The 22,510-nt window shown below is 50.4% G+C and carries 16 protein-coding genes, 20 tRNA genes, 2 rRNA genes and 1 riboswitch; of the genes, 33 read left to right on the top strand and 5 right to left on the bottom strand.

Annotation, left to right across the window (positions count from 1 at the left end):
• Nucleotides 1-194: 194 nt before the first annotated feature.
• From OXB_RS00190 to OXB_RS00085, 22 genes are all read left to right on the top strand, one after another.
• Nucleotides 195-3,127: ribosomal RNA gene (locus OXB_RS00190) — 23S ribosomal RNA — on the top strand.
• Nucleotides 3,128-3,390: 263 nt separating this feature from the next.
• A 5S ribosomal RNA gene (gene rrf, locus OXB_RS00185) occupies nt 3,391-3,506 on the top strand.
• Nucleotides 3,507-3,557: 51 nt separating this feature from the next.
• Nucleotides 3,558-3,633, top strand: a tRNA-Val gene (locus OXB_RS00180).
• 16 nt (nt 3,634-3,649) lie between these two features.
• Nucleotides 3,650-3,725, top strand: a tRNA-Thr gene (locus OXB_RS00175).
• 6 nt (nt 3,726-3,731) lie between these two features.
• Nucleotides 3,732-3,807: transfer RNA gene (locus OXB_RS00170), tRNA-Lys, on the top strand.
• Between the two features lie 14 nt (nt 3,808-3,821).
• Nucleotides 3,822-3,903, top strand: a tRNA-Leu gene (locus OXB_RS00165).
• Between the two features lie 8 nt (nt 3,904-3,911).
• Nucleotides 3,912-3,986 (top strand) — tRNA-Gly (locus OXB_RS00160).
• Nucleotides 3,987-3,992: 6 nt separating this feature from the next.
• Nucleotides 3,993-4,081, top strand: a tRNA-Leu gene (locus tag OXB_RS00155).
• A gap of 12 nt (nt 4,082-4,093) precedes the next feature.
• A tRNA-Arg gene (locus tag OXB_RS00150) sits at nt 4,094-4,170 on the top strand.
• Between the two features lie 27 nt (nt 4,171-4,197).
• Nucleotides 4,198-4,274 (top strand) — tRNA-Pro (locus OXB_RS00145).
• Nucleotides 4,275-4,280: 6 nt separating this feature from the next.
• Nucleotides 4,281-4,356, top strand: a tRNA-Ala gene (locus tag OXB_RS00140).
• A gap of 20 nt (nt 4,357-4,376) precedes the next feature.
• Nucleotides 4,377-4,450 (top strand) — tRNA-Met (locus OXB_RS00135).
• 6 nt (nt 4,451-4,456) lie between these two features.
• Nucleotides 4,457-4,533, top strand: a tRNA-Ile gene (locus OXB_RS00130).
• A gap of 19 nt (nt 4,534-4,552) precedes the next feature.
• A tRNA-Ser gene (locus OXB_RS00125) sits at nt 4,553-4,645 on the top strand.
• A gap of 116 nt (nt 4,646-4,761) precedes the next feature.
• Nucleotides 4,762-4,836: transfer RNA gene (locus OXB_RS00120), tRNA-Met, on the top strand.
• Nucleotides 4,837-4,839: 3 nt separating this feature from the next.
• Nucleotides 4,840-4,915: transfer RNA gene (locus tag OXB_RS00115), tRNA-Asp, on the top strand.
• A gap of 65 nt (nt 4,916-4,980) precedes the next feature.
• A tRNA-Phe gene (locus OXB_RS00110) sits at nt 4,981-5,053 on the top strand.
• Between the two features lie 8 nt (nt 5,054-5,061).
• Nucleotides 5,062-5,135 (top strand) — tRNA-Gly (locus tag OXB_RS00105).
• A 2-nt stretch (nt 5,136-5,137) separates the two neighbouring features.
• Nucleotides 5,138-5,214: transfer RNA gene (locus tag OXB_RS00100), tRNA-Ile, on the top strand.
• 1 nt (nt 5,215) lies between these two features.
• A tRNA-Asn gene (locus OXB_RS00095) sits at nt 5,216-5,290 on the top strand.
• A 6-nt stretch (nt 5,291-5,296) separates the two neighbouring features.
• Nucleotides 5,297-5,387 (top strand) — tRNA-Ser (locus tag OXB_RS00090).
• A gap of 7 nt (nt 5,388-5,394) precedes the next feature.
• Nucleotides 5,395-5,466 (top strand) — tRNA-Glu (locus OXB_RS00085).
• A 467-nt stretch (nt 5,467-5,933) separates the two neighbouring features.
• Here OXB_RS00085 and OXB_RS00080 read toward each other — a convergent pair.
• The gene (locus tag OXB_RS00080) at nt 5,934-6,674 is read right to left on the bottom strand and encodes a TraR/DksA C4-type zinc finger protein (protein WP_041070674.1); all 741 of its coding nucleotides are present in this window, start codon (nt 6,672-6,674) and stop codon (nt 5,934-5,936) included.
• Between the two features lie 226 nt (nt 6,675-6,900).
• Nucleotides 6,901-7,812 (bottom strand): 1,4-dihydroxy-2-naphthoate polyprenyltransferase, encoded by a 912-nt coding sequence (locus OXB_RS00075; protein WP_041070672.1) that lies wholly within the window; start codon nt 7,810-7,812, stop codon nt 6,901-6,903.
• A gap of 164 nt (nt 7,813-7,976) precedes the next feature.
• Between OXB_RS00075 and OXB_RS00070 the strand changes: the two genes are divergently transcribed.
• The 5 genes from OXB_RS00070 to OXB_RS00050 all read left to right on the top strand — a co-directional run bounded on the left by OXB_RS00070 (nt 7,977) and on the right by OXB_RS00050 (nt 14,420).
• Nucleotides 7,977-9,362, top strand: a complete 1,386-nt coding sequence (locus OXB_RS00070; protein ID WP_041070670.1) for an isochorismate synthase — start codon at nt 7,977-7,979, stop codon at nt 9,360-9,362.
• A complete protein-coding gene (gene menD, locus OXB_RS00065) occupies nt 9,355-11,067 on the top strand; it encodes a 2-succinyl-5-enolpyruvyl-6-hydroxy-3-cyclohexene-1-carboxylic-acid synthase (protein WP_041070668.1) in 1,713 nt (570 codons plus the stop codon). The genes OXB_RS00070 and menD overlap by 8 nt, the downstream gene beginning before the upstream one ends.
• Nucleotides 11,060-11,878, top strand: coding sequence for a 2-succinyl-6-hydroxy-2,4-cyclohexadiene-1-carboxylate synthase (gene menH / locus OXB_RS00060; protein WP_231860334.1), 819 nt, complete (start codon nt 11,060-11,062; stop codon nt 11,876-11,878). The genes menD and menH overlap by 8 nt, the downstream gene beginning before the upstream one ends.
• Nucleotides 11,879-11,890: 12 nt before the next feature.
• Complete coding sequence (menB, locus tag OXB_RS00055) at nt 11,891-12,709, top strand: 1,4-dihydroxy-2-naphthoyl-CoA synthase (protein WP_041070666.1); 819 nt, start codon at nt 11,891-11,893, stop codon at nt 12,707-12,709.
• A 238-nt stretch (nt 12,710-12,947) separates the two neighbouring features.
• A complete protein-coding gene (locus OXB_RS00050; RefSeq protein ID WP_041070664.1) occupies nt 12,948-14,420 on the top strand; it encodes an o-succinylbenzoate--CoA ligase in 1,473 nt (490 codons plus the stop codon).
• Between the two features lie 373 nt (nt 14,421-14,793).
• Here the strand turns inward: OXB_RS00050 and OXB_RS00045 are convergent, their stop codons facing one another.
• Together OXB_RS00045 and yidD are read right to left on the bottom strand one after the other, a co-directional pair.
• Nucleotides 14,794-15,774, bottom strand: coding sequence for a metal ABC transporter solute-binding protein, Zn/Mn family (locus tag OXB_RS00045; protein WP_041070662.1), 981 nt, complete (start codon nt 15,772-15,774; stop codon nt 14,794-14,796).
• 129 nt (nt 15,775-15,903) lie between these two features.
• Nucleotides 15,904-16,140: a membrane protein insertion efficiency factor YidD gene (yidD, locus tag OXB_RS00040; protein WP_041070660.1), complete on the bottom strand. Its 237-nt coding sequence runs from the start codon at nt 16,138-16,140 to the stop codon at nt 15,904-15,906.
• A 153-nt stretch (nt 16,141-16,293) separates the two neighbouring features.
• On the opposite strand from yidD, the gene OXB_RS00035 reads away from it, so the two are divergent.
• The 5 genes from OXB_RS00035 to OXB_RS00015 all read left to right on the top strand — a co-directional run bounded on the left by OXB_RS00035 (nt 16,294) and on the right by OXB_RS00015 (nt 18,671).
• Entirely contained in the window at nt 16,294-16,743 is a 450-nt protein-coding gene (locus OXB_RS00035; protein ID WP_041070658.1) for a Dps family protein, read from the top strand.
• 60 nt (nt 16,744-16,803) lie between these two features.
• Nucleotides 16,804-16,986, top strand: coding sequence for a putative motility protein (locus OXB_RS00030; RefSeq protein WP_041070656.1), 183 nt, complete (start codon nt 16,804-16,806; stop codon nt 16,984-16,986).
• Between the two features lie 86 nt (nt 16,987-17,072).
• On the top strand, nt 17,073-17,381 hold the full coding sequence (locus OXB_RS00025) for a hypothetical protein (protein WP_041070654.1): 309 nt from the start codon (nt 17,073-17,075) through the stop codon (nt 17,379-17,381).
• 47 nt (nt 17,382-17,428) lie between these two features.
• A complete protein-coding gene (locus OXB_RS00020) occupies nt 17,429-17,890 on the top strand; it encodes an NUDIX domain-containing protein (RefSeq protein WP_041070652.1) in 462 nt (153 codons plus the stop codon).
• The gene (locus tag OXB_RS00015; RefSeq protein WP_041070650.1) at nt 17,880-18,671 is read left to right on the top strand and encodes an alpha/beta hydrolase family protein; all 792 of its coding nucleotides are present in this window, start codon (nt 17,880-17,882) and stop codon (nt 18,669-18,671) included. Before OXB_RS00020 ends, OXB_RS00015 begins: the two co-directional genes overlap by 11 nt.
• Before the next feature lie 110 nt (nt 18,672-18,781).
• Here OXB_RS00015 and pckA read toward each other — a convergent pair whose 3' ends face one another.
• Nucleotides 18,782-20,368, bottom strand: coding sequence for a phosphoenolpyruvate carboxykinase (ATP) (pckA, locus tag OXB_RS00010; RefSeq protein ID WP_041070648.1), 1,587 nt, complete (start codon nt 20,366-20,368; stop codon nt 18,782-18,784).
• A 182-nt stretch (nt 20,369-20,550) separates the two neighbouring features.
• Nucleotides 20,551-20,670: riboswitch (SAM riboswitch) on the top strand.
• Nucleotides 20,671-20,860: 190 nt separating this feature from the next.
• On the opposite strand from pckA, the gene metK reads away from it, so the two are divergent.
• Complete coding sequence (metK, locus tag OXB_RS00005) at nt 20,861-22,066, top strand: methionine adenosyltransferase (protein WP_041070645.1); 1,206 nt, start codon at nt 20,861-20,863, stop codon at nt 22,064-22,066.
• The last annotated feature ends 444 nt before the right edge of the window (nt 22,067-22,510 follow it).

Genomic DNA, 22,510 nt, shown 5'->3' with positions numbered 1-22,510 from the left:
GCATGAAGCAAAATCAGCGAAGTGAATCATGAAGTGATTCAGGCAGCTGTCTTGTTCTTTGAAAACTGGATAAAACGACATTGAAAGCAATAACACAAGTAATCAACCGAGTCGATCACACTAGTGATTGAACATGCAACACTTTGTAACGATCCGGAAGCCATATCGCTATGGCGGAACGATCGACCAATTCTGGTCAAGTTAGAAAGGGCGCACGGCGGATGCCTTGGCACTAGGAGCCTATGAAGGACGGCACTAACACCGATATGCTCCGGGGAGCTGTAAGTAAGCATTGATCCGGAGATTTCCGAATGGGGAAACCCACTGCCCGTAATGGGGCAGTACATGTACGTGAATACATAGCGTACATGAGGCAGACCCGGAGAACTGAAACATCTAAGTATCCGGAGGAAGAGAAAGAAAATTCGATTCCCTGAGTAGCGGCGAGCGAAACGGGAAGAGCCCAAACCAGGAAGCTTGCTTCCTGGGGTTGTAGGACACTCTATACGGAGTTACAAAGGGATGGGTTAGGCGAAGCGACCTGGAAAGGTCCGCCGCAGCGGGTAATAGCCCCGTAGCCGAAAGTCCATCCCCTCCAGAGTGGATCCTGAGTACGGCGGAACACGTGAAATTCCGTCGGAATCCGGGAGGACCATCTCCCAAGGCTAAATACTCCCTAGTGACCGATAGTGAACCAGTACCGTGAGGGAAAGGTGAAAAGCACCCCGGAAGGGGAGTGAAAGAGAACCTGAAACCGTGTGCCTACAAGTTGTCAGAGCCCGTTAAGGGGTGATGGCGTGCCTTTTGTAGAATGAACCGGCGAGTTACGATTCCATGCAAGGTTAAGCCGAGAAGGCGGAGCCGCAGCGAAAGCGAGTCTGAACAGGGCGAATGAGTATGGGGTCGTAGACCCGAAACCAGGTGATCTACCCATGTCCAGGGTGAAGGTAAGGTAACACTTACTGGAGGCCCGAACCCACGTACGTTGAAAAGTGCGGGGATGAGGTGTGGGTAGCGGTGAAATTCCAATCGAACCTGGAGATAGCTGGTTCTCTCCGAAATAGCTTTAGGGCTAGCCTCAAACAACGAATCTCGGAGGTAGAGCACTGTTTGGACTAGGGGCCCATCCCGGGTTACCGAATTCAGACAAACTCCGAATGCCGATGATTTAGGTTTGGGAGTCAGACTGCGGGTGATAAGATCCGTAGTCGAGAGGGAAACAGCCCAGACCACCAGTTAAGGTCCCCAAGTATCCGTTAAGTGGAAAAGGATGTGGCGTTGCCCAGACAACCAGGATGTTGGCTTAGAAGCAGCCACCATTTAAAGAGTGCGTAATAGCTCACTGGTCGAGTGGCGCTGCGCCGAAAATGTACCGGGGCTAAACGGATCACCGAAACTGTGGATTGACACCGTTGGTGTCAGTGGTAGGAGAGCGTTCCAAGGGCGTCGAAGCCAGACCGGAAGGACTGGTGGAGCGCTTGGAAGTGAGAATGCCGGTATGAGTAGCGAAAGAAGGGTGAGAATCCCTTCCACCGAATGCCTAAGGTTTCCTGAGGAAGGCTCGTCCGCTCAGGGTCAGTCGGGACCTAAGTCGAGGCCGAAAGGCGTAGACGATGGACAACAGGTTGATATTCCTGTACCACCTCCCCGCCGCTATCAGCAATGGGGGGACGCAGTAGGATAGGGTGAGCGCGCTGTTGGTCATGCGCGTCGAAGCAGTGAGGTGTGGAACGAGGCAAATCCCGTTCCTGTAACATTGAGCTGTGACCGCGAGGGGAATTGTTCCCCGGAGTCCCTGATTTCACACTGCCAAGAAAAGCCTCTAGCGAGGCGGGAGGTGCCCGTACCGCAAACCGACACAGGTAGGCGAGGAGAGAATCCTAAGGTGATCGAGAGAACTCTCGTTAAGGAACTCGGCAAAATGACCCCGTAACTTCGGGAGAAGGGGTGCTCTGGTAGGGTGAATAGCCCGAGAGAGCCGCAGTGAATAGGCCCAGGCGACTGTTTAGCAAAAACACAGGTCTCTGCAAAACCGTAAGGTGACGTATAGGGGCTGACGCCTGCCCGGTGCTGGCAGGTTAAGAGGAGGGGTCAGCGCAAGCGAAGCTTCGAATTGAAGCCCCAGTAAACGGCGGCCGTAACTATAACGGTCCTAAGGTAGCGAAATTCCTTGTCGGGTAAGTTCCGACCCGCACGAAAGGCGTAACGATCTGGGCACTGTCTCAACGAGAGACTCGGTGAAATTATAATATGCGTGAAGATGCGCATTACCCGCGACAGGACGGAAAGACCCCGTGGAGCTTTACTGTAACCTGATATTGAATTCCGGTGCAGCCTGTACAGGATAGGTAGGAGCCTTGGAAGCCGGAGCGCCAGCTTCGGTGGAGGCATTGGTGGGATACTACCCTGGCTGTATTGGACTTCTAACCCATGCCCGTGATCCGGGCAGGAGACAGTGTCAGGCGGGCAGTTTGACTGGGGCGGTCGCCTCCTAAAGTGTAACGGAGGCGCCCAAAGGTTCCCTCAGAATGGTTGGACATCATTCGCAGAGTGCAAAGGCATAAGGGAGCTTGACTGCGAGACCTACAAGTCGAGCAGGGTCGAAAGACGGGCTTAGTGATCCGGTGGTTCCGCATGGAAGGGCCATCGCTCAACGGATAAAAGCTACCCCGGGGATAACAGGCTTATCTCCCCCAAGAGTCCACATCGACGGGGAGGTTTGGCACCTCGATGTCGGCTCATCGCATCCTGGGGCTGTAGTCGGTCCCAAGGGTTGGGCTGTTCGCCCATTAAAGCGGTACGCGAGCTGGGTTCAGAACGTCGTGAGACAGTTCGGTCCCTATCCGTCGCGGGCGCAGGAAATTTGAGAGGAGCTGTCCTTAGTACGAGAGGACCGGGATGGACACACCGCTGGTGTACCAGTTGTCTTGCCAAAGGCATCGCTGGGTAGCTATGTGTGGACGGGATAAATGCTGAAAGCATCTAAGCATGAAGCCCCCCTCGAGATGAGATTTCCCTTTACATTCGTAAGTAAGATCCCTCAAAGAAGATGAGGTGGATAGGTCCGGGGTGGAAGTGCGGCGACGCATGGAGCTGACGGATACTAATCGATCGAGGACTTGACCTATATGAAATGCCGAGGCGGCCTGCCTAGACTCGACAGGCATAAGACAGGCTGGCGAAGCGGTGCTTTTGCCGCACAGCCGGAATGGCTTATGACCCGAGAGTCTGGCCGCCGAGGCTGGACAATACAAAGGTTGCATGGCTTGTGGCAGACAATGTTGGTTTTATCCGGTTTTGAACGAACAAGAGACGTTCATGAAAAAAATGCTTGTAATTATCATGAGAATTGATATAATGAATACTGTCTTTGAGAAAAGATAGGACAAGTCTGGTGACGATGGCGAAGAGGTCACACCCGTTCTCATACCGAACACGGAAGTTAAGCTCTTCAGCGCCGATGGTAGTCGGGGGCTTCCCCCTGTGAGAGTAGGACGTCGCCGGGCTTGTAAGGTTCATTAAATAGTAAAATGCGAAGCTTATCGCAATTTTAACTTGGAGGATTAGCTCAGCTGGGAGAGCACCTGCCTTACAAGCAGGGGGTCGGCGGTTCGAACCCGTCATCCTCCACCATATGATTTATTGATTTGCCGGTGTAGCTCAATTGGTAGAGCAACTGACTTGTAATCAGTAGGTTGAGGGTTCAAGTCCTTTCGCCGGCACCATTTTTTGAGCCATTAGCTCAGTTGGTAGAGCATCTGACTTTTAATCAGAGGGTCGCAGGTTCGAATCCTGCATGGCTCACCATTTCAATTCAATACGCGGGTGTGGTGGAACTGGCAGACACGCTAGACTTAGGATCTAGTGCCGCAAGGCGTGGGGGTTCGACTCCCTTCACCCGCACTTTCAACGCGGAAGTAGTTCAGTGGTAGAATACGACCTTGCCAAGGTCGGGGTCGCGGGTTCGAATCCCGTCTTCCGCTCCAGATTTTGCCGGGGTGGCGGAACTGGCAGACGCACAGGACTTAAAATCCTGCGGTAGGTGACTACCGTACCGGTTCGATTCCGGTTCTCGGCACCAGTTATATCAAATGCGCCCGTAGCTCAATTGGATAGAGCGTCTGACTACGGATCAGAAGGTTATGGGTTCGACTCCTGTCGGGCGCGCCAACAACACATATTCAACAATATATATTTCGGGAAGTAGCTCAGCTTGGTAGAGCACTTGGTTTGGGACCAAGGGGTCGCAGGTTCGAATCCTGTCTTCCCGACCACTTTCTGGGGCCTTAGCTCAGCTGGGAGAGCGCCTGCCTTGCACGCAGGAGGTCAGCGGTTCGATCCCGCTAGGCTCCACCAACAATTCCAATAAAGATCCTGGCGGCGTAGCTCAGCTGGCTAGAGCGTACGGTTCATACCCGTAAGGTCGGGGGTTCGATCCCCTCTGCCGCCATCTTAAGGACCTTTAGCTCAGTTGGTTAGAGCAGACGGCTCATAACCGTCCGGTCGCAGGTTCGAGTCCTGCAAGGTCCACCAGAATTTATTGTTACTATACGGAGGAATACCCAAGCCTGGCTGAAGGGATCGGTCTTGAAACCCGACAGGGGTGTTAAAGCCCGCGGGGGTTCGAATCCCTCTTCCTCCGCCATTTTTACTAAAATGGTGTACCTGAAAAAAAGAGTTTCTTAATTGCCGAAGTTGTAGTATACTTATTGGTGTCGACTTGAAGCAATTGAAGTCATAATGGCTTTCGAATATTATTGTCGCGGGGTGGAGCAGTGGTAGCTCGTCGGGCTCATAACCCGAAGGTCGCAGGTTCAAATCCTGCCCCCGCAACCAAATGGTCCCGTGGTGTAGCGGTTAACATGCCTGCCTGTCACGCAGGAGATCGCCGGTTCGATCCCGGTCGGGACCGCCATTTATTTTTTTACATAGGTTTGAACAGAATATTCAATACCGATTCAAATCTAATAAATATTATGTGGCTCAGTAGCTCAGTCGGTAGAGCAAAGGACTGAAAATCCTTGTGTCGGCGGTTCGATTCCGTCCTGAGCCACCTTCTACGCGGGTGTAGTTTAGTGGTAAAACCTCAGCCTTCCAAGCTGATGATGAGGGTTCGATTCCCTTCACCCGCTCCAATGGGCCTATAGCTCAGCTGGTTAGAGCGCACGCCTGATAAGCGTGAGGTCGGTGGTTCGAGTCCACTTAGGCCCACCATTCCGCAGTAGCTCAGTGGTAGAGCAATCGGCTGTTAACCGATCGGTCGTAGGTTCGAATCCTACCTGCGGAGCCATATAATGGGGAAGTACTCAAGAGGCTCAAGAGGTGCCCCTGCTAAGGGCATAGGTCGCTAACGCGGCGCGAGGGTTCGAATCCCTCCTTCTCCGCCATATGTTTGGCCCCTTGGTCAAGCGGTTAAGACACCGCCCTTTCACGGCGGTAACACGGGTTCGAATCCCGTAGGGGTCATAATGAAAAAAGCGGGAGAATCCTAGTTTACTAGGATTCTCCCGCTTTTTTCATAAACTGCAGCAGCCCGGTGAAGTATTAGGAACTGTTGTCAGCTTGGATGAGGTTGGTTTTCAATTGAAATTCTTAGCTTTCTATATCCAGCAAACATTTGCGTAAAACCTCATAACATATCAATGAAAGTTCTCAACGCTTTTGTGAAACTTCACAACGTTAGCCGTCCACCTCCCAACGTTTTATCAAAACATCAAAACATCAAAACATCAAAACATCAAAACATCAAAACATCAAAACATCAAAACATCAAAACATCAAAACATCAAAACATCAAAACATCAAAACATCAAAACATCAAAACATCTTACTCATCCGAAAACATCTCTTTATAACACTCCAGGGAAGCTCCGCAATACCCGCGCCAAATGAAAAAAGCGGCCCCGTTACACTATCAGGATGCCGCCACCTCATTATTTTTTCTCGTCATCAACATAACTGTCTTTTATATGATAAGGGATGTTTCCTAATGGCGATTCTAGACCTTCCGCGTCCAATCTCTCTTCATAGGCTTGTGCTTCCTCGCTTCGGATGAATCCGCGTCCTTTCCCGCTCATATCTGTGCCCGTGAACTCTTCAATCTCTTCTGATGCGCCGTCTATGAGGCCCTTGTCATATAGTGAGTTATAGTCATCGTAGTCCCCAGTGAAATCCGAAGGCGTCTCTGAAGTTCCAGATGCTGCGATTTCTGCAAAACTGTCCTTTCCATCCCTTGATCTTCGTTTATCGGCAAAGGTGTCCGGATTGGCCATAACAAGGATATCTTCCTCTGAAGGTCGGTCGCTCGGTACATCTCTTTCCCTTTCCGGTACATGGTCGATACAAACTGTCGTGTATGGAAGGGCCTCCAGCCTTTCGAAATCAATTTCCGTCTGGCATACTTCGCATTTGCCGTAAGAGCCATCCTCCAATGCTTGTAAAGCTTGCTCCACTTTGCCGAGTTCTCCCTCCGCGTGGATATTGAGTGCCAGGTCTTTTTCCCTTTCAAACAGCTCGGTACCCATATCACCTGGATGGTTATCATACATGGAGAGCTCTCCGACTTCATCCCGGGAGCTGTCTTTTAGATTCGTTTCTCGTTCTGTTTTTCGTAATTCGCGTTTCATCATAAGCAGCTCTTGTTTCAACGTCTGCTTTTGCTGATCGGTTAACATAGAGGTCACGTCCTTTTTGGTTATTTCTATAGCATGCTCAATTTTGAATTGATTCATGAATTCTGTAGTGTCCTTTCTTTTTATTTCCCTTCCGAAGGTACCGTTTAAACCTCACGTCAAAAAGCCGTACGCGTCATTATACGACGTGCACGGCTTTCTAAAGTATAGGGTCCCAAACACTTGTCTGAAGACACAACAGGTATTCTCAGCTGTTTTACAGGCCGGCTTACAGTAAATGCCCAATCAGGATTCCGATCCCGAGCAGCGTGGCAAACAACGTGTTGGTCACGGCTGTGTTTTTCATGGCTGGCATCATCTGGATCGGCATCCGGTTTTTCCGGAACTCCGAAATAGCGGAAGCCGGCTTTTTTACGGCTAAAAAGATCAGTAATGCCCAAGGGGTCAATTGACCGAAAAGGACGAGCGCCAAAATCCAAATGTACGAAAGGATAAAAAACGACATCAATATCGTAATTGCTTTGGATCGGCCAACTAAGATGGCGAGTGTTCTCCTCCCGCCTTCCTTGTCGCTGTCCAAATCCCGGATATTATTGGCCAGCATAATCCCACCAACCAAAAGCACGCTCGGAATGGAAAGCAGGACAGCTTCTCCCGTAATTTCTCCCGTCTGGATATAAAAGGCGATTAGTATCAAGAACATGCCCATCACAACACCTGAAAACAACTCCCCAAAAGGCGTATAAGCTATCGGATAAGGGCCTCCTGTATAGAAATAGCCGACCATCATCGACAGTGCCCCGACCACAGCAAGCATCCAAGAGGTTTCGGAACAAATATAAATGCCGATCAGGACGGAAATCCCGTAAAGGGCCAGTGCGAGATTCAATACTGTTTTCGGCTTCACCCTATTGCGGACGATTGTACCGCCGATTCCAACCGAGTGTTCCGTATCGAGTCCTCTTTTATAGTCATAATACTCATTGAACATATTCGTCGCCATTTGAATGAGTATACTTGCGATTAGCATGGCAAAAAATAGAGGAAGATGGATAGGTCCTTGCGTCAGTGCAATCATGGTCCCTAAAAAAACAGGCGCAAACGCAGCTGTCAATGTATGGGGACGCGTCAGTTTCCACCAAATGCGCCAGCCGGTATCCGCCTTTATCGTCTGTTGCAAGATTCGTTCGCTCCTTTTTATTCAGTACTCGTGTCTATTGTACTCCAAAATCAAGTTTCTGGACATCCTACCTGCATAATTAATGCCGAATCTTGAAGAATTCTGTATGATAGAATAGAGGTACCAACATACTATGAGCTTCACGAAAACACGGAGGGAACAGAATGAATCGGAAGTTGACCGCTACTCGGGGCGCCAAGAACGGCGTCGGCCAAAAAGATATTCGTTTCTTTACAGAGACCATTGATGTAGGCCGAATATCTCCTCTGGCATTTTTTGAAGCGGGGGATTCTTGTTATAAAAACGAACGTTTCTTTTGGCAAAATGCAAATAAAACATTGACACTTGTCGGAATCGGGCATGCAACAGTTCTGACGACAGACCACGGGGAAGATCGATTTACGAGCATATCCAACAGCTGGAAGCAGTTGAGGGAAGCGCTGATCAAAGAGGAAAAGGATATGGAACCTGTACTGTTCGGTGGGTTTTCATTCGACCCGGTTGTGGAAGGGAAGGAGGAATGGAAAGGATTCCCTTCCTCTTTTTTCGTCGTTCCTTCCTTCCAATTGAAGATCCAGGACGGTAAAACAATGATAGCTATAAATCTGGTGACGGATCGTGCTTCGTCCGCGGAGGAATTCGAGAAGCTTCGCGAGGAACGGGACAGGCTCCTCCACATCGCACAGGTGGAGGAATTCCCTGAGGTACCGAAACCTCAAGTGCTCGCAATCGAGGAACGGGAGAAAGAGGGCTATTTGGCAGCTGTGGAACAAGCAACGGAACGGATCAGGGAGGGCGAGGCGGATAAAGTGGTCATTGCACGATCCATTGACTTGCGCTTCCAAGACCCGATCCCTTCCATTTCAGCGTTGCATCATATTACGAATGAACAACAAGAAAGCTACCAGTTCGGTTTGCAAATGGATGACCGGCTGTTTTTCGGGGCGACTCCGGAGAGGCTGATCCGCATTGAAAACGGAAAGGCATTTTCCGCCTGTGTCGCCGGTTCCACCCGACGTGGCAAGTCTGCCGTGGAGGACAGGCTTCTTGGCGAGGAATTGCTTGGGGACCGCAAGAACCGGGAGGAGCATCAATATGTGGTTCATATGATCTCCGAAGTGTTCCAAACGTTATGTGGATCGGTTAGCGTGCCGAAGATGCCGAGACTGATGAAAATCAGGGATATCCAGCATCTGTTCACGCCGGTTGTCGGTGAGTTGGAAGAGGGCACTGACATTTTTGATTTGGTCCGTGCGCTTCATCCTACCCCGGCGCTTGGAGGCTCGCCCACTGATGTCGCAATGGAGATGATCCGGGAGTTGGAAAAGATGGATCGTGGCTATTATGCAGCACCGATCGGCTGGACGGACACTGCGGGAAATGGGGAGTTCGCCGTTGCAATCCGCTCAGGCCTGCTTGATGGGAAACGCGCTCATTTGTATGCAGGGGGCGGAATTGTCGCAAATTCCGAGAAGGACATGGAATACGAAGAGACTTGGGTCAAATTCAGACCGGTGCTCCGGGCACTTGGAGGAAAGTTGAATGGATAATCGTCAAATATTGACCGCACACGTACGGCGGATTACAGGGGCACTGCTCCAAGCAGGCGTCCGGTCGGCGGTCATCAGCCCTGGATCCCGCTCCACCCCGCTTGCCTATGCGTTTGCTTCGACGCCTGACTTGCAGACGCATATCCAGGTGGACGAGCGTTCCGCGGCTTATTATGCACTTGGAATGGCCAAGGCATCCGGGCAGCCCGTCGCCTTGCTTTGTACGTCCGGCACGGCGGCTTCCAATTATCACCCCGCTGTCACCGAAGCCTATTATGCACGGATTCCGCTCGTTGTCATTACAGCGGATCGGCCGCATGAATTAAGGGAAGTCGGCGCCCCTCAGGCAATTGATCAAATCCGGATGTACGGCGGCCATGTGAAGTATAGCGTCGATTTCCCTATGGCTGAAGAGAATGCCGTCATGGACGATTTTATCGATCGCCATATCCGCAGGGCCCTATCGGTGGCGCAGACCGTTCCGCAAGGTCCCGTCCATTTGAATATGCCCTTCCGGGAACCGCTTTTGATCGACTTCGATTTGCCGGCGTCGCCAACGACGTTCCAAGGGTGGGTCCGTTCAAATGACCGCCTGGATGAAAACGCCAAACGGGAGATCGTCGATGTATTGACGAATTCGAACAATGGATTGATCGTTGTCGGCGAGTTGCCTGTGACAGTGGATAAAGCTGCCTTTTGGCAATTTGCACAGCAGTTGGGCTGGCCGGTTCTTTGCGATCCTTTATCTCAACTCCGTTCGGAAGTACCGGCATCTTGTTCATCGCTTTGCATCGACCATTACGACGCCATATTGAAGAGTGGAAGTTTCCAAGAGAAAGCGGTCCCTCAGACGGTGATCCGTTTCGGTACGCATCCTGTGTCGAAGCCATTGGCACTTTATTTATCGGGCATGCGGCCATCGACAGTGCTCGTCGTGGATGAATCGCCGGAATTCCGCGATCCTTTCGGAGTGGCGACGCATCATATCCAGGCATCGCCCGAAGCGGTCTGGCAACTTGAGGTCTCCGGCTCCGATTCGTCCTATGCAGAGCTTTGGGCGCAGGCGAATGAGATCGCATTCGATATTACATCCAATTATGCAGGCAGTATCGGCGACGAAGGGATCTACGCCAAGATGCTATTCGAACATTTGCCGGATGGGAGCGATTTATTTAGCGGAAGCAGCATGCCGATCCGGGATGTCGATACGTTCTTCCGAAAAACGGAACGGGACATTGCGATATTTGCGAATCGGGGTACAAATGGAATCGACGGCGTCATTTCCTCTGCATTCGGTGTCCAAGAGACACGGAAACGGCCGACTTGGTTGTTGATCGGGGATTTGTCCTTTCTCCATGACGTCAATGGACTGATCATCACTCGCTTCCAAGAGACGGATTTGACGATTGTAATTATGAATAATGATGGGGGCGGCATCTTTTCCTATCTGTCGCAATCCCAAGTGAGCCAGCATTTCGAGCAATTATTCGGAACGCCGACCGGGCTGACGTTCCATCATATTGCTGCGATGTATGACGCTCAATATTCTGATGTGCGGACTCCTGAACAGTTTGCGGAAGTGCTTTCCGAGCCGAAAACGAAACCGGTCCGTATCATTGAGGTGTTTACGGATCGACCGTCGAATGTCAAAGCGCATCGAGAGCTTTGGGCGAAGATCATGGAAGGGATCGATTCGATTGAATGATAGGGTGTTATCGGTAAGGGGAATAGAGGTATATGTGGAAATCCAAGGGGACGTCCATCTCCCGACGATTGTCATGCTACATGGATTCACAGGAAGCACGCGTTCCTGGCATGAAATTTCCCGACGGCTGAAGGGACGGTTCCGTACGATTGCTATTGATTTAATCGGCCATGGAAAGACGGCAAAGCCTTCGGAAGCTAGCCGTTATTCGATGGAGGAGCAAATCAAGGACCTCGATGACGTGGTAAAACAGCTTGGCCTGGAACGTTTCACTTTGCTCGGGTATTCGATGGGCGGGCGCACGGCACTTGCCTACGCGGTGGAATTCCCTGAAAAAGTGGATAGGTTGATTCTCGAAAGCGCCTCGCCTGGGCTGCAAGGGAAAGAGGAGAGGGAGTCCCGGAAAAAAGCGGACAATCAGCTTGCCGATGAAATCATCGATAAGGGGCTTATTGCTTTTGTTGATAGGTGGGAAAACATCCCTATATTTGATTCGCAAAAAGCTTTGGTTGAAAAGACCCGCATTGCTATTCGGGAAGAACGTCTAAGTCAATGTGAGATCGGTCTGGCGAACAGCTTACGGGGCATGGGAACAGGATGTCAGCGCTCCTATTGGGATGAACTCGAAAAACTGGATGTTCCCGTTCTTCTTATTACGGGGGAGTTCGACAAGAAATTCGTCAATATTTCCCGGGAAATGGCCGCGCAATTGCCCAATAGCGTCCAAAAGACCGTTTTGGGAGCGGGCCATGCGATTCATGTGGAAAAACCGGATGTTTTTGCTACAATGATAGAGAAGTATGTAAATTAGAGGAGGAGTAAAATGACACGTCAATGGGAAACAATTCGTACATACGAAGATATTAAATATGAAAAGTACAATGGGATTGCCAAAGTGACGATCAACCGTCCAGAAGTGCGGAATGCCTTCAGACCGAAAACAACAGCGGAACTGATTGATGCCTTTACGCGAGCCCGTGATGATGAGAGCATCGGAGTCATCATCCTGACAGGCGAAGGGGAGATGGCGTTCTGTTCAGGCGGAGACCAATCGGTTCGCGGCCACGGCGGTTACGTCGGGGAAGATGAAATTCCGCGTCTGAACGTATTGGATCTGCAGCGGCTGATCCGCGTCATTCCAAAACCGGTTGTCGCAATGGTTGCTGGTTATGCAATCGGCGGAGGCCATGTCCTTCATGTCGTTTGTGATTTGACGATTGCTGCCGAAAACGCTCGATTCGGGCAAACGGGTCCAAAAGTCGGGTCATTTGATGCAGGATACGGTTCCGGGTATCTGGCTCGTATCATAGGCCATAAGAAAGCACGGGAAATTTGGTACCTCTGCCGTCAATACGATGCACAGCAAGCGTTGGAGATGGGCCTAGTCAATACGGTTGTACCGTATGAGCAATTGGAAGATGAAACAGTGAAATGGTGTGAGGAGATGTTGGCGATGAGCCCGACTGCCCTTCGTTTCATCAAAGCGGCGATGAATGCCGATACGGACGGCTTGGCTGGTTTGCAACAGCTTGCCGGCGATGCGACGCTCCTATACTATACAACGGATGAAGCGAAAGAGGGACGCGATGCGTTCAAAGAGAAACGCAAACCGGACTTCGGACAATTCCCGCGTTTCCCTTAATCTGTAATTAAGAGGGGCTGTCCGAAAAGTCCAGGAACAGAGTTGGATACTAGCAAAAAGCAAGGGCGCCGGGAGACTCCTGCGGGAAAGCCGGCCGACGAGACCCCACACGGCTGTAAGCCGGAGGAGGCTCGTCGGCTGGCCCGCGGAAAGCGACCAGAGCCCTTGCTTTTTGCGTGTTTAACCGGAAAATCCACTTTCTGGACAGCCCCTTTTCTAACGAAAGGAGGGTGATTGCATGATTCCAAACTGGCTCATGCAGCGCGCTTATTTGACACCGCACAAAACCGCCTTTTCGTTCGGCGAGGAGCATTGGACCTTTCTAGAGATGAAAGACAGGGCTCTACAGCTTGCCGGGAAGTTGAAAGGGCAAGGCCTAGCCTCCGATAGCCGTATCGCATTACTCGGATCGTCCAATCCGGAAATGGTCTTCATGATACAGGCGTGCCTGTTGGCCGATCTGGAAATCGTCATGCTGAACAGCCGGCTGACTGCGGAGGAGCTTAAGTGGCAAGTGAAGGATTCGGAAGCCGCGACGGTGTTGGTCCAAGATTCACTGCGTCATCTTGTCCATTCCGATTTGCCGATTCTCCTGTTTTCGGAAGTGGAGGCGGGACAAAGCCTAGAGCATACGCCTCAAGAGTTATGGGGACCCGATCGCACAATCACAATCATGTATACATCAGGAACAACCGGATTGCCAAAAGGCGTCCGCCAGACTGCCGGGAATCACACATCCAGTGCATTGTCTTCCGTGCTGAACCTCGGGCTGGAGGAAAAGGATGTCTGGCTGTGCGCGATGCCGTTGTTCCATATCAGCGGCTTCTCCATCTTAGTCCGTTCGCTGCTTTACGGGATGGAAGTGAGATTGTACGAGAAATTTGAAGCGGTTGCTGCGGCAGAGGAAATCCGACAAGGGACAGTGACTCGGATGTCCGTTGTAGCCACGATGTTGAATCGGATTTTGCAGGAACTGGAGAAGCAGAATGAGGTGGCGCATCCTTCCTTCCGGACCATGCTTCCCGGAGGAGGGCCGGTGCCGGTGAACTATTTGGAACGAGCCGCAGAACGGAACATGCCAGTCCTGCAAACATATGGCATGACTGAAACGAGCTCCCAAACGGCCACGTTGGCTGCGCAGGATGCCATTCGGAAAATCGGGTCCGCAGGGAAGCCGCTCTTTTTTAACCAAATCAAAATAAACGGCGCTCAAGCTGCAGGAGATGTCGGGGAAGTGCTCATCCGAGGCCCGCATGTCACGCCAGGGTATATCGGTCATGCGGCGACGGAAGATCCGCTGCGGGACGGCTGGTTGCCGACAGGGGATCTCGGTTACATTGACGCAGAAGGGTATTTATTCATTGTCGACCGGCGTTCGGACTTGATCATTTCCGGCGGGGAAAATATTTATCCGGCCGAAATCGAAAACGTCCTTGCTTCGCATCCAGCTGTGTTGGAGGCGGGCGTCTGCGGACAAGCCGACCCGGAATGGGGAAGCGTACCGGTGGCGTTCGTCGTGAAGCAAGGCGAGGTGACGGAGGATACGCTGACCGCATTTTGCGAAGAGAGACTGGCCCGCTATAAATTGCCGAAAGCATACTACTTTGTGGACCAGTTACCTCGCAACGCGTCCAATAAACTGCTGCGGCGCGAATTGAAACAGTGGGCGGCTCAACAAGAAGGCCGTGGGAATTCGGGCCGTTCGGATTAATGCGCTTGGCGAACTGTCATGGCAATTTCCTGAACGGTAAGGACAATTCATGAATCTGTCCTGGCGCGTGCGAACTGTAAGGACAATTCGTGAAACTGTCCTGGCGCGTACGGGCCGCATTGGTTCAGCATGAAACTGTCCTATTTTGTCCGAAATTCCAATTTCCACAAAAGGGCTGTCCGAAAAGTCCAGGCACAGAGTTGGATACCAGCAAAAAGCAAGGGCGCCGGGAGACTCCTGCGGGAAAGCCGGCCGACGAGACCCCGCACGGCTGTAAGCCGGAGGAGGCTCGTCGGCTGGCCCGCGGAAAGCGACCAGAGCCCTTGCTATTTGCGTGTTCAACCGGAAAATCCACTTTCTGGACAACCCCTTCTCATTCACCACTTAGCGCGGTGCGCAATGCTTCCAAATTATGTTCCATCAATGTGAAATAAGTTTCTTCCTCTTCTACATCTTCCTTTGTCAACACGCCCAAATTATGGAGTGTCAGTGATTCCGCCCCGATTTCCTTGCGGATGACTTCCGTCAATCGGGATGAGACATTCTGTTCAAACAGGACATATTTGATGTCCTTTTCTTTTGCTTCATTGACAAGAATCGCTAGTTGTTTTTGGGATGGTTCGCTTTGTGAATTCAGGCCCGCGACTGCGACTTGGTCCAAACCGTAGCGGTCCGCCAAATAACCGAACGCTGCATGGGACACGAAAAAGGCTTTATTCGGAGCCTCCTCGGCCATTTTCTGGAATTGTTTGTCCAGTTGCTCCAATTCCACTTTCAATTGCCCAAAATTCTTTTCAAACTCCTCTTTTGCCTCAGGCGCTGCTTCAACAAGCGCCTCTTTAATAGAAGATGCAAGCGCGATGCTCAGATTCGGCGATATCCATACATGTGGGTCATGTAGATGAGATTCGTGCCCATGGCCATCCCATCCTCCATCGTCATGCCCATGCTCCTCGTCTTCATGGCTATGTCCTTCTCCAAGCTGCTCCTCGGGAATCCTTTCAGCGGTCGGAATCAATTTCACATGCTCATTTTTCAAAGTTTTCCTCGCATTTTCCACAAAACCTTCCAACCCAAGCCCAATATAGAAAAATAAATCCGCGTCGGCTAGGGCCATCATGTCCTTTTGGGTCGGGTCGAATGTATGCTCATCAGCCCCGGCAGGATAAATGGATTGGACGTCGACATGGCTGCCGCCAATCCGTTCCGCAAAATACTGAAGCGGATAAACCGTCGTATAGACAGTCAATGCTTCCTCTTCCTTCCCATTCGCTTCGTTCTTTTCATTCTTGCCGCAAGCGCCCAGCAGGAGAAGAACCGATAGACATAAAATAAAAAATCGTTTGAATCCCATCATTTGAATCTCCTTTTGTTAATAGTAATGATTACGATTTAGATAGTGCGCTTTTTTATCATACATAAGAGTCGGGGATTTGACAACTTATTTATACAGAAGAAAAAAGTCCGGTTCATAAGACCGAACTTACAACTTTTTCTTTTCTTCCATTTTATCCGGAACAGGATCAAATCCGCCTTCATGGAATGGATGGCATTTTGAAATCCGTCTGATGGTCAACCAACCTCCTTTCCACGCGCCATGTTTTGTAATGGCCTCTATCCCATAATGGGAACAAGTCGGGTAGAAGCGGCAAGAAGGAGGTGTCAGGGGAGATATCGCTTTTTGATATATTTTAATTAAACCGATCAGCAATTTTTTCAAAGTATTTACTCCTGAATATGTCATTATGTTTATTCTAGAGCTATCTGTGGTAAATTAAAAGAGAGATGATTTTTCATTCGGCAAAGGCCTTCCATCATCCATGATTCAACGATCGCTGAATGGGATCAGAGTAGAAAAAGGAGCTGGTTTTTTATGTCCAAAGAACTGTTGGAAGAGTTGAACACACAAGTTTCCACATGGTCGGTCATGTATGCGAAACTCCATAATTATCATTGGTATGTGAAAGGGAATCAATTCTTTACCCTCCACACGAAATTCGAGGAACTCTATAATGAGGCTACGCTCCATATGGACGAAATCGCAGAGCGTATTTTGACACTAGGCGGAAATCCGGTTGCTACGTTGAAAGAGCATCTTGAGCAATCCGTCGTGGAAGAAGCGGTAGGAAGCGAGAAGGCTGAAGCCATGGTTCAAACCTTGGTGGATGATTTCGATAAAATCATGAAATCGCTGAAAAAGGGGATGGAACTTGCTGCAAAGGACGGCGATGATATGACTGAGGACTTATTGAACGCGACATATCAAAGCATCGAGAAACACCAGTGGATGCTGAACGCGTTCCTTGGAGAGGACAATAAATAATCCTTCCTTGAAAATCCTACGGGAAAACCGATAGTAGAAGTGTGAAAGGAGGGATGGGAAATGGATATCAACTCCATGATGGCCAGCCAATTGCGCAGTTTGCAGTCCACTGTCCAAATGAGTGTGATGACGAAAGCCCTCTCGATGAACACAGCGGCAGCGACAGAAATGTTGGACAGTTTACCGGCGCAGCCGGTTGCCGCACATCCTACTAAAGGGATTGCCGTCGATGTGAAAGCTTAATGTGCGGAAGAGACATGCATCTCCATGACGGAGGTGCATGTTTTATTTTTCACGGACCATACTAAGTGAAAAAAAGGATGGTTCGTATGGAAAAGATGAAGTTATACGTCTCGGTCGCCAATCAGCAAGTGTACCCGTATCCCCAGGACTCGCCGTGGGAATATGAAGTGGAAATCACGAGGGAGGCTGCGCCTGTATTCAAGAGGATTTTCAATCAGATGGACTATTTGGAAATCCGGAATTTCTTTCGTGCCCATCTTCCTTACGTTCCGTACCATTATGATAAAGACAACCATGACGTGGATCGGAGAACGATGATGATCTATGCGCTGATTCATGAATTCACAGATGAGGAGTCGAAGCGGTTCATTGAACAGCTGCCATATTTCCGTTGAAAACGGTTTTGTCCTTCGCTACACTTAATAAAAGGATGTGAAGTGACATGATGGTTTTTACGGATGTCAACGGTGGACGTGTAGAGCTGACATTTGGTAAGAATCCGGATGGAATGGAAGCGAGACACGTCCTCGTTGTGCTGAAGCATGAAGGCAAATGGCTGATGACACGGCATCCCGGACGCGGAATCGAGTTCCCTGGTGGAAAAGCGGAAGAGGGGGAAACGATCGAGGAGGCTGCCGTCCGTGAGACGATGGAGGAAACCGGCGTTTCCATTTCCGGCCTGACCTACGTGGCCGAATACGTGGTCCGCAGCAACCAGACATTTTGCAAGGCGGTTTTCACGGGGAAAGTCGACTCAATCGAACTGAATCCGGAACTTCATGAAACCGAAGGCGCTTTGTGGCTCACGGACGAAGAGGTCGATGCCTGTGCTGATTTAAGTTTCCATATGAAAGGCACCGGGATGGAAAAGATCAGAAAGCGGGTGGAATCATATGCAGAGTGATGGAATGATTTATTCCCGAAGACCTTATCCTTCCCCAAATCCGCATGTCCGATTGGAGGAAATCACCTATTGGTCGGATGGTCTGAGAGTGAAAGGGCTTCTCGCTGAGCCGATTGCGGAAGGGGAGTATGAAGGGCTCCTCTATTTGCGCGGCGGTATCCAACATGTCGGCATGGTCCGGCCCGCCCGCATCGCCCAGTTCGCGTCGCAAGGGTTTGTCGTATTCGCCCCGTATTATCGTGGGAACCGAGGAGGGGAAGGACGGGACGAATTCGCCGGCGCCGATCGGTTGGATGCGGTCCATGCGGTGGATGTCTTAAAACAGTCCTTGAAACTGCGGGATGGAAGGATTCACCTGTTCGCCTTTTCAAGGGGAGGCATCATGGCATTATGGACAGCCATTCTACGTGAAGACATTACGTCCGTCGTCACTTGGGCAGGTGTCTCGGATGTCGTTTTTACATATAAGGAACGGAAAGATATGCGTCGGATGATGAAACGCGTCATTGGAGGCACGCCGAATAATATGCCGGATGAATATCGGGACCGGACCGCCCTATTCCGGGTGAATGAAATTGCGTGTCCTGTTTTAATAATCCACGGAATGAAAGACGAAAATGTCTCCTTTGAACAAGCGATCCTATTGGAAGATGCGTTACGCGAACACGGGAAGCCGTACGATACTTGGTATTTCCCTGACTACACCCACTATTTCCCGCCTGCCATCAACGCAAAAACCGTCCGCGACGCCTGCCTCTGGATGAAAGAGCAAAATTTATAAGGTGATAGACAGGATAATTTTGAAGCAATTCGGAATAATGTCGGAATTATAAGGGGGACTGTCACCAATAAAAAACCAGGAACCTCGTCGGAGGGTTCCTGGTTTTGTTTTTATGCAATCGGTCCGCCTTTTTGGACGATTTCTTCTGATACATGACCGAATTTCTTGAAGTTTTCACGGAAGAGGCCTGCCAATTCTGATGCTTTTTCATCATAAGCTGCTGGATCAGCCCAAGCGTTGCGTGGGTTCAATACTTCGCTTGGAACGCCTTCGATGGCAACCGGCATTTGGAGTCCAAAGACTTCATTCGTTTCCGTTTCCACGTCGTTCAGGTTGCCCGCCAATGCTTCGCGGACCATCGCACGTGTATATTTCAGATCCATCCGCTTCCCGACGCCGTAGACGCCGCCAGTCCAGCCTGTGTTGACAAGGAAGACTTGTGCGTTGTGCTCGTCGATTTTATTTCCTAGCATTTCCGCATAGACCATCGCTGGAAGCGGTAGGAACGGTGATCCGAAGCAGGTGGAGAATGTCGCTTCCGGAGAAGTGACGCCGCGTTCTGTACCTGCCAATTTGGAAGTGAATCCGCTGAGGAAGTGGTACATCGCTTGTTCCTTCGTCAGCTTTGAAATCGGAGGCAATACGCCGAATGCATCCGCCGTCAAGAAGACGATGGTTTTCGGGTGGCCTGCGACAGACGGTGTGACGATGTTCTCGATATTCTGGATCGGGTAAGCTGCACGCGTATTTTCCGTCAACGAGTTATCATCGTAATCCGGAATGCGTGTATTTTCGTCGATAACGACGTTTTCCAGAACCGATCCGAATTTGATCGCACCGAAGATTTCCGGTTCTTTCTCTTCGGACAAGTTGATGCATTTTGCATAGCATCCGCCTTCGATGTTGAAGACGCCATTATCGGACCAACCGTGCTCATCGTCACCGATCAGTTTGCGGTCGGCATCCGCTGAAAGTGTTGTTTTCCCTGTGCCGGAAAGGCCGAAGAATAGGGCGACATCGCCTGCTTCGCCGACGTTTGCCGAGCAGTGCATCGGAAGGACGCCTTGTTCAGGCAGAAGGTAGTTCATGATGGAGAAGATGGATTTTTTCATTTCCCCAGCATATTCCGTACCACCGATCAAGACAATGCGCTTTTCAAGCGAAACGATGATGAAAGTCTCGGAACGAGTACCGTCTACAGCCGGATCAGCCTTGAATGAAGGAGCCGCCAGAATGGTGAACTGGGCTTCGTGCGTTTTCAATTCTTCTTCCGTCGGACGGATGAACAATTGGTGGACGAAGAGGTTCTGCCAGGCATATTCGTTGACGACTTGGATAGCCAAGCGAGAGTCCTTGTCTGCACCTGCAAATCCTTTGAAGACGAAAAGCTCATCCTTTTTGGAAAGGTGATCCAGCACTTTCGTATATAAGGAATCGAAAATTTCGGAGGAAATCGGCCGGTTCACTTTGCCCCAGTCGATTTTGTCTTTGGAAGACGCTTCCTCGACGATATACTTATCTTCCGGGGAACGTCCTGTATATTTTCCTGTCCGCGCAGTGATGGCTCCGTCTGCTGTAAGCTGAGCCTCTCCACGGGAAGTCGCCTTTTCGACCAGTTGTGGCACCGAAAGCTGGATGTTTACATTTTCTCCTGCAAGAAGATTTTTTAGTGCATCGCCAATTTTCGCTGAAATCATAATGTAAGTACCGTCCTTTGCATATAATCCCTAAATTTTTGGGTGTCCATCATAATTCACGAATAGTATAACACATTACCAATAATAATCTACACTAATTTGCAACCGCAATGAATTAGACACAATTGCCAAACATTGTTGACAAGGAAGAAAAAATTTCGTAGCATAGGTATGAACGGATACTCTTATCCCGAGCTGGTGGAGGGGTCAGGCCCTATGAAACCCGGCAACCTGCAAAGACATGATCGTCTGCGAGAAGGTGCCAAACCTGGACCAAGGTAGAATTCCTTGAACGATAAGAGTGAAAGGTGCTTTTCGAAATCATGCCTTTCCTCATGTTTTTACGTGAGTGAAGGGCTTTTTTTATTAGATTGCCCTTTATCCCTCGTGTTAAAGCTCGAAATGGCTTAAAGTTTGTACTTCAATCTGGACAAACTTAACATGGGACTTATGAGTACCGTATCAATCTCGTAGGATATAGGAGGAAATTGTATGTCAAACCGTAAATTGTTCACTTCAGAATCTGTAACCGAGGGCCATCCGGATAAAATGTGCGATCAGATTTCGGACGCTATCCTCGACGCCATCTTAAAGGAAGATCCGAATGCACGGGTGGCTTGTGAAACAACGATCACGACAGGGCTTGTCTTGGTCACAGGTGAAATTACGACTACTACGTATGTGGATATTCCGAAAGTGGTACGGGAAACGGTGAAGGGAATCGGATATACACGCGCGAAATTCGGATTCGACTGGGAAACATCGGCTGTTCTCACTTCCATCGATGAGCAATCCCCTGAAATTGCAGCAGGAGTCGACCAAGCATTGGAAGCCCGGGAAGGGACGATGACGGACGAAGAGTTAGAAGCAATCGGGGCAGGAGACCAAGGCCTCATGTTCGGATTTGCTTGTAATGAAACACCGGAATTGATGCCTTTGCCGATCAGTTTGGCACATAAATTGTCACGTCGCCTGTCCGAAGTGCGCAAAGAGGAAATCCTCCCTTATTTGCGTCCGGACGGAAAAACACAAGTGACAGTGGAATACGATGATGAAAATAAACCAGTACGGATCGACACGATCGTCATCTCGACGCAGCATCATCCGGAAGTGACTATTGAGCAGATTACCCGTGATGTGAAAGAAGTCGTCATCGGTGCGGTCGTTCCGGAAGAGTTGTTGGATGAAGACACGAAATATTTCATTAATCCATCCGGAAGATTTGTCATCGGGGGCCCTCAAGGGGATGCGGGTCTGACAGGCCGGAAAATCATCGTCGATACATACGGCGGTTATGCGCGGCACGGCGGCGGCGCGTTTTCAGGAAAAGACGCGACGAAAGTCGATCGCTCCGCTTCCTATGCGGCACGGTATGTAGCGAAAAACATCGTGGCGGCAGGGTTGGCGGACCGTTGTGAAGTACAGTTGGCTTACGCAATCGGAGTGGCTAAACCGGTCTCGATCAATGTTGATACATTCGGCACAGGGAAAATTGAAGAGAGCAAATTAGTGGACTTGGTCCGAGAGCTGTTCGACCTGCGCCCGGCCGGCATCATCAAAATGCTTGACCTGCGACGCCCGATCTATCAACAAACGGCAGCATACGGACATTTCGGACGGACTGATATCGAATTGCCGTGGGAACAGACGGACAGAGCCGCTGCGCTCAGAGATTCGGCAGAACGCGTAATTGGATGAATGAATAAAGGAAGGGCGCCCGAAACTGGCGGCCTTCCTTTTTTAGTGGCGTGAAAAGTTGAGTTTTTTCCGGAGAAGCGCTCATAATTCATCTGGAACCGCTCATAGCTCCGGGGAAGCGCCCATAATTCGTTGGAACCGCTCATAGCTCCGGGGAAGCGCCCATAATTCGTCTGGAACCGCTCATAGCTCCGGGGAAGCGCCCATAATCCGTTGAAACCGCTCATAACTCCGGGGAAGCGCCCATGATTCGTCTGGGACCGCTCATAACTCCGGAGAGGGGCCCATAATTCGTCTGGAACCGCTTATAACTCCGGAGAGGCGCCCATAATTCGTCTGGAACCGCTCATAGCTCCGGGGAAGCGCCCATAATCCGTTGGAACCGCTCATAACTCCGGGAAAGCGCCCATAATCCGTTGGAACCGCTCATAGCTCCGGGGAAGC

It is taken from the genome of Bacillus sp. OxB-1, from assembly GCF_000829195.1.
Classification (GTDB): domain Bacteria; phylum Bacillota; class Bacilli; order Bacillales_A; family Planococcaceae; genus Sporosarcina.
Note: the sequence above shows the minus strand (reverse complement) of the source record. Positions and strands in the feature narration are given on the sequence as shown.